Origin of the sequence: Haematomicrobium sanguinis DSM 21259 (assembly GCF_000688395.1) — a bacterium.
GTDB lineage: Bacteria > Actinomycetota > Actinomycetes > Actinomycetales > Micrococcaceae > Haematomicrobium > Haematomicrobium sanguinis.
In genome coordinates this window covers 61,449-67,795 of the sequence record NZ_JIAG01000017.1, presented here as the reverse complement: position 1 = coordinate 67,795, position 6,347 = coordinate 61,449, and the positions used below count along the sequence as shown (strand labels likewise).

Here is a 6,347-nt window from a genome sequence, read left to right as displayed (position 1 = left end):
GTGTGGGAGTCGTGGGTCATGCGTGAGACCGCGATCATGTGCAGGGCCGCGTTGAGTTTCCGGTCGCCGCTGCGGTTGAGCCGGTGGCGTTGCGTGTTCCCGGAGGAGGCCGGGATCGGGTTCACGCCTGCTATCGCGGCGAACGCGGCTTCGCTTTTCACCCGGCGCGGGTGGGACCACACGATCATCGCCCGGGCGGCACTGATCGGACCGATCCCTTTTTCTTTCAAGAGCACGGCTGCTTCGGTGTGTTCCAGGGCGTGGGTGATCAATTCTTTGTTCTCGGCGAGTTGCTCGTCGAGGTCCTGGATGCGTTTGGCCAGCCGGATCGCTTCATGACGCGCGGTAGCGATGTCCAGGTCCTCGCCCTTGCGGGCACGCCAGCCGGCGATCATAGTGATCGTCGCTTTGGACAGGGCTTTGCGGGTGTCCAGACCGAACTCGGTTTTACGTACCAAAGCGCCGAGCGCGTTCACATGCTCGGTGCGTTCCTTGGTCATCGAGGTGCGCGCGGTGTCCAGGATCGCTAATGCTTGACGGGCGTCCTGGTCCTGGCGCGGATAACGCAACTGGTGAGGGTGTAAGTTCCGGACACTGTGCGCGATCCGGTGCGCGTCAATGGTGTCGTCCTTGCCCTGAGCGTGCCGGTCTTTAGCGGACATCCGGGCCGCTTCAACCACCTGGTTCCCCACCTGAGTCAGTGCCCGGTATAACCGTGCCCCGTATGACGCGGCCCCTTCGATCACCCACAAGTTCTCCTGGCTCCCGTGAGTGCGCTTCCCAGCCCAATCGATCGCGTGGTGGTACCCGCGCGAGGTCGAGGGGAAAGAGCGGGTATCCACACTTTCCCCGGTATTCGCGTCAATGAGCGCGAACACATGATTTTTCGCGTGCGTGTCGATCCCGATGATAAACGCGTGTGAGTGCGCGATGATAGTCATAGCGGTTGCTTCCCTTCGGTCAATGAAGTGATACACGGCCGCTCAAGGGCGGCCAGTCACCGGTCCCGGGAAAGCGTTTCGAGACAACACTGTAACGAGCCACACCACACCAACAACGGTATGGTGGGCAACCTTCTGATCAAGTCATCGGAACGAGCGGAAAGAGCACTGGCCGCCCACCCTTGTTCACGTGCCGGACAAATCGACTTCAAAGCACACCCAACCAAGGGCGGCCAGCGCTACATCGAGTCACAACACCACAACAAGAGCGAACAACCAATACCCATCCTGCTAGCCAGTCCCAAACCAGCCAACCCAATCCTTACAGCGCTACATAGACGAGTTGGAGGGGCGCTCCCAGGGCTCGATCGCGCCCGGAGCGCTCGAGAAGAGCGGGTGTGTGCGAAGCGGCAGATGCCCGCTGTCCACGAGTTGAGACAGATGGTCTGGGGAACGCTCGGTGAGCTTCTTTTCCAGGTGCGACCACTCATACTCAAGCTGCCCTTCGGTGACGTGGAGCGGCTCGGCGCCCGCGGGCCAGGTGCGCACAATTTTGGTCGCGTCGAAACGGTAGCCGCGCTCGCTCGCCTCCTCCACCAGTGCCGTCAGGAAACTGCCAAGCGCCGCAACCGGGTCCTCGGTGGCCTTGAATCGCTGAAGTTGCGGATGATTTTTGTAGCCCTTGGTTTCGCCAAGGAGTACCTTCTGTGCCAAGAGGGCTTCCCGCCAACTGGCAATGAGGCCCTGCCGATCAAGGTAGGAGGGGTGGAGTGACCACAGACGCATCCCTCTACTTTAGGCTGGCCGGTGGCTTTTCGAGCACGGGCGTCGGGGAAACGTTCAGCGCGCCCGATAGCGCGGATTCGAGTTCGCTAACTGCCACGCGGTAGTCATCCAAGGATCCGGAAGCGGCACGCTCGGCCGAGCGGAGAGCCCGGACGAGCCGGGCGGTTTCCGGAACGCGCACATCGATCATGTGTGGGCGGGCGAGGGCGAGATCGGGGTCAAGCTCATGCTGGGACCAGGCCGTGAACGCCGCGAGGTGGCGTGCATATAATTCTTCTCGCTCCGAGGGCGGGGCCGGAAAGTAGCGGTGCGCCAGAAGGGAAAGCCCGGCGCTCACGGCCGCGGTGAGAAGAGCGGCAACCACAATGCTGATCCAAGAAATGGTGACCGCACCCGGGATCCTTGCCGTCAGGGAGCCAAGAATAATGACCGAGGCGAACGCCGCAGAGGTGACCAGCAGCGTGTGGTGAGCACGCGCCGTCGTAATTTTGGTGATGGAGAATGTTGCGCTCATCTGGTGTCCTCCGCACTTCCATCCTATCCCCGAATCTGTGTAGCAGTTAATGCCCATAAAGTGTGAAAACATGGGCATTAACTGCTACACAGTCGAGGTGAGGGGCGGGGATGGCGGATCGGATTCAGTACGGTGAGCATCCGGATCAGTGGATAGACCTGTACTTGCCGCCGGGGCGGGTGAGGGCTGTCGTCGCGATCGTGCACGGTGGGTATTGGCGCGGCGCGTACACCGCCGAACTCGGTGTGGCCAGCGCGCAAGATCTCGTGACGCGCGGGTTCGCGGCCGTCAATGTGGAGTACCGCCGGGCCGAGGACGCGGGTTGGCCTGGAACGTTTGAGGACGTTGTGGCCGGTGTGCGTGCCATCGCCGACACCGTGGTCGCGGGGTTCCCGGTGGTGTTGCTCGGGCATTCGGCTGGCGGTCACCTCGCCGTGTGGGCCGCGGCGCACACGCCGGTTGCCGGGGCGGTATCCCAGGCCGGGATTCTGGACCTTGCCGAAACCGAGCGGCGTGGGTTGAGCGACAACGCGGCGCACCTGCTGATGGGCGGCACCGCCGAGGAGCGCCCGGACGAATATCGCGCCGCGGACCCGATGAGCCTGGAGCCGTCTGTGCCCGTGGTGGCGCTGCATTCGCGCGAAGATGACGTGGTTCCTTTCGAGTTTGCACGCAACTGGGTGGATCGCGTTGGCGGGCAGGCGCGGTTCGTCGAGGTGACGGGAAGCCACATGGACATCATCACGCCCGGGACCGCGGCGTATCAGGCGAGCGTGGATGCCGTGGTGGCCGTGCTTTCGGCACATTCCACACAAGATTGACACAACTTTGAGGCATATCTGACTTGGCCCCTTGGCAAAACCCCTAGTCAGAGGCCGGTGCGCCAACCCGGGCCGCTCACAAAACGCTCAAAGTTGTGCAGAAATTGTGTCGCCGACCTCGCCGACCTCGCCGATCGCCACGCGAATCGCCTCGATCCCCGCATCGAGCTCCGCAAAAGTCGTCGAGAGCGGCGACAGCCCAATCCGCAAACCGTGCGGCGGCCGAAAATCCGGAATCACGCCACGCTCCCACAACAGCGCCGTGACCTCACGGAACCGCGGGTGGTTGATCGTCACGTGGGAACCGCGCACCGCCGGATCCAGCGGGCTGGCCACCTCAACGCCCAATGGCACCAAATCTCGCTCGATCAGTTCCACAGCACGCGCGGTCAGCAACTCGGACTTCGCCCGAATCGCGTCCATGCCTGCGGCCTCAACCAACTCCAGCATGTGCTTGAGCGGCTGCATCCCCAGGATCGGCGGCGTCCCGGAAATAAACTGCCGCACGCTTTCGGCCGGCGCATAGGAAGCGGTCATCCCAAACGGATCGGCGGCGCCCATCCACCCCCAAATCGGTTGCCGCACGCGCCCCTGCAACGCCCGGCTCACGTACCCGAACGCCGGGGAGCCGGGCCCGCCATTCAGGTATTTGTACGTGCACCCGACCGCAAGATCCGCGCCCCACTCGTCCAGCGCGAGCGGCACCGAACCCACCGAATGGCACAGATCCCACAGCATCAGCGCGCCCGCCTCATGCACGGCCGCGGTAATGCCCGGGCCGTCGGCAATGAACCCGGACCGGTAGGCGACGTGGGATAGAAGCACGACGGCGGTCCCCGCCCCGACCGCGCCGCGCACCTGGTCTTCGCTCACCCCGAGCGAGGAGTCCGGTTCAAGCCACACGAGTTTCGCGCCGCGTTCGGCGGCGATGCCTTCGACAATGAACCGGTCGGTCGGGAAATTGTCACGGTCCAGCACAATTTCGTTCCGCTCGACGTCCGCATCAAGCGCCGCCCGCAACGCCTTATACAACATGACCGAGGTCGAGTCAGCGACAATGGTCTGCCCCGCGGCGGCGCCCAGGCAGACGCGGCCCAACTGGTCGCCGACTCGGGTCGGCTCATCCATCCAAGACTCGTCCCAGGAGCGGATCAATCGTTCGCCCCAGGCCCCTTCGACAAAGGCGCGCAGCCGCTCCGGGGTACTGGTGAGCGGGCGCCCAAGGGAATTTCCGTCCAGGTAGGAGGCAACGCCGTCGTGCTTCACAAATTTGGAGGGGTAGGCGGCCAGCGGATCGGCGGCGTCCAGTTCGGCGGCGGTTTTCGCAGGTGCGGTGCTCATGGTGTGGCTCCGATGTCGGTGCGGACGGCGTACAGTTCGGGGAAGAAGGTGAGGTCCAGGGCGCGGCGCAGGAAGTCGATGCCGGAGGAGCCGCCGGTGCCGCGTTTGAAGCCGATGGTGCGTTGCACGGTGCGCAGGTGGCGGAAGCGCCAGAATTGGAAGTTGTCCTCCAAGTCGACCAGGTCTTCGCACGCCTCGTAGATGCCCCAGGGGGTGTCTTCGGATTCATAGACGGCGCGGAAGACGGGCACGAGGTCCTCCTGGAATGTCCACGGCTGGGTGACGTCGCGGGAGAGGATGTGCTCCGGGATGGGCAGGCCGGCGCGGTGCATGTAGCGCAGGAGCGCGTCGTAGACGGTGGGTTCTTCGAGGAGCTGCTGCAGGAGTGCTTGCGCGTCCGGCTCGGAGGAGAAGACCTTGATCATGCCCGCGTTTTTGTTGCCCAGAATGAATTCGACGGCGCGGTATTGGTAGGACTGGAACCCGGACGAGTTGCCGAGTTCGCCGCGGAATTGCGCGTATTCGCGGGGGGTGAGGGTCGCGAGCACGGTCCATTGTTCGGTGATGGTGCGTTGAATCGCCTTGACGCGGGCGATCGCCTTGAGCGCCTTACCGAGGTCATCGGCGTCGATGAGGCGGCGGAATTCGCGCAGCTCGTGCAGCATCAGTTTCAGCCACAGTTCGGTGGTTTGGTGCTGGATGATGAAGAGCAGTTCGTCGTGGTGTTCGGGGTCAGAGACCGGGTGCTGCGCGGCGAGCAGCCGGTCGAGGTCAAGGTACCGCCCGTAGGTCATCGCACCGTGAAAGTCGGTGCGCACGCCATTCTCGATGGGCCGGATTCCGTCATTGGATTCGCTGTTGTGCACGCTCAAGAGCTTATCGGTGGGCCGACTCGGGCGCGAAACTCGCCCACTGGGCCCCGAGAGGATGTACGACGGCGTTGCTCGGCCCCTTCCCGCGCGGCACCCGCGTGCCGGGCCGGCTGGGAGGTGGGCAACGCCGTCGTACTTGTAAAGGTGCGCGGAAATTTTGGTGAGGCCGGCGGGCCGAGGCGGCGCCAAAGATTGTTCCGCGGGACCGGCGCGCCAAATGCTAAGCTCCCCGCATGTCTAGCGAAAGTGAGTTTCCCGCCGTTGGTTCGCGCTTCGCGGGGCGCCGCGCGCTCGTCGTGGGCGCGTCGACGGGGATCGGCTTGGCTACGGCGCGGCGCATTGCTGCCGAAGGCGGGCGGGTGATCCTGGCGGATCTCGAGGAATCAGCGGCGGTTGCGGCACTGAAGAACGTTCCAGGCGACGGGCACGTTGCGATCGGCATGGATGTGCTGCATGACGCGTCCGTGCGCAATGGGGTTGCGCGCGTGCTCGACGAGGGCGAGGCGCTTGACGCGTTGGTGCACGTCGCCGGCGGCGACACGGGGTACGGCACGTTTAGCGAGACGGACGATTCGTACTGGCGCGACATGTTTGAACTGAATCTGCTTGGCCCGGTTCGGACCTTTCGCGCTGCATTGCCGCACTTACGCGCAAGCGCGGCCGGTCCGTCGATTACCGTGGTCAGTTCCATCAACGCGGACATGACGCTGGGCAGTGAGCCGTATTCGGCCGCGAAGGCGGGGCTGGGTCCGCTGGTGCGGAATCTGGCGGCCGAGTATGGTCCGCGCGGGGTGCGCGTCAACGCCGTGGCGCCCGGGACAATTCGGACCCGGGTCTGGGATTCGCAAGGCGGCCCGGATCGCTTCGCTTCGCTGTACCCGTTGCGGCGCGTCGGCGAGCCCGAGGACATTGCTGCCGCCATCGCTTTTTTGGCTTCTCGCGATGCGGCGTGGGTGACCGGGCAGGTGCTTCGCGTGGATGGCGGATTGAGTGTGGGCTCGGCGTTTGAGGCAAAGAAAGAGGCTAGCTCCGGTTCTCGTGATGAGGACCAGAACTAGCCTCTGACTAGGGT

At 64.2% G+C, this 6,347-nt stretch carries 7 protein-coding genes; 2 read left to right on the top strand and 5 right to left on the bottom strand.

The window, feature by feature from the left end; translation table 11 throughout:
- The 3 genes from O148_RS0113195 to O148_RS17235 all read right to left on the bottom strand — a co-directional run.
- Window positions 1–941: IS110 family RNA-guided transposase (locus O148_RS0113195; RefSeq protein ID WP_026531296.1), on the bottom strand; the 941-nt coding region annotated here is incomplete at its 3' end.
- Window positions 942–1,271: 330 nt separating this feature from the next.
- Window positions 1,272–1,727: a pyrimidine dimer DNA glycosylase/endonuclease V gene (locus tag O148_RS0113190; RefSeq protein ID WP_026531295.1), complete on the bottom strand. Its 456-nt coding sequence runs from the start codon at window positions 1,725–1,727 to the stop codon at window positions 1,272–1,274.
- Between the two features lie 4 nt (window positions 1,728–1,731).
- A complete protein-coding gene (locus tag O148_RS17235) occupies window positions 1,732–2,241 on the bottom strand; it encodes a hypothetical protein (RefSeq protein ID WP_026531294.1) in 510 nt (169 codons plus the stop codon).
- Window positions 2,242–2,351: 110 nt separating this feature from the next.
- On the opposite strand from O148_RS17235, the gene O148_RS0113180 reads away from it, so the two are divergent.
- On the top strand, window positions 2,352–3,062 hold the full coding sequence (locus O148_RS0113180) for an alpha/beta hydrolase family protein (RefSeq protein WP_026531293.1): 711 nt from the start codon (window positions 2,352–2,354) through the stop codon (window positions 3,060–3,062).
- A gap of 87 nt (window positions 3,063–3,149) precedes the next feature.
- Here the strand turns inward: O148_RS0113180 and O148_RS16650 are convergent, their stop codons facing one another.
- On the bottom strand, window positions 3,150–4,403 hold the full coding sequence (locus tag O148_RS16650; RefSeq protein ID WP_035746172.1) for a kynureninase: 1,254 nt from the start codon (window positions 4,401–4,403) through the stop codon (window positions 3,150–3,152).
- Complete coding sequence (gene kynA, locus O148_RS0113170; protein WP_035746170.1) at window positions 4,400–5,275, bottom strand: tryptophan 2,3-dioxygenase; 876 nt, start codon at window positions 5,273–5,275, stop codon at window positions 4,400–4,402. Before kynA ends, O148_RS16650 begins: the two co-directional genes overlap by 4 nt.
- 233 nt (window positions 5,276–5,508) lie before the next feature.
- On the opposite strand from kynA, the gene O148_RS0113165 reads away from it, so the two are divergent.
- On the top strand, window positions 5,509–6,333 hold the full coding sequence (locus O148_RS0113165) for an SDR family NAD(P)-dependent oxidoreductase (RefSeq protein ID WP_026531291.1): 825 nt from the start codon (window positions 5,509–5,511) through the stop codon (window positions 6,331–6,333).
- The last annotated feature ends 14 nt before the right edge of the window (window positions 6,334–6,347 follow it).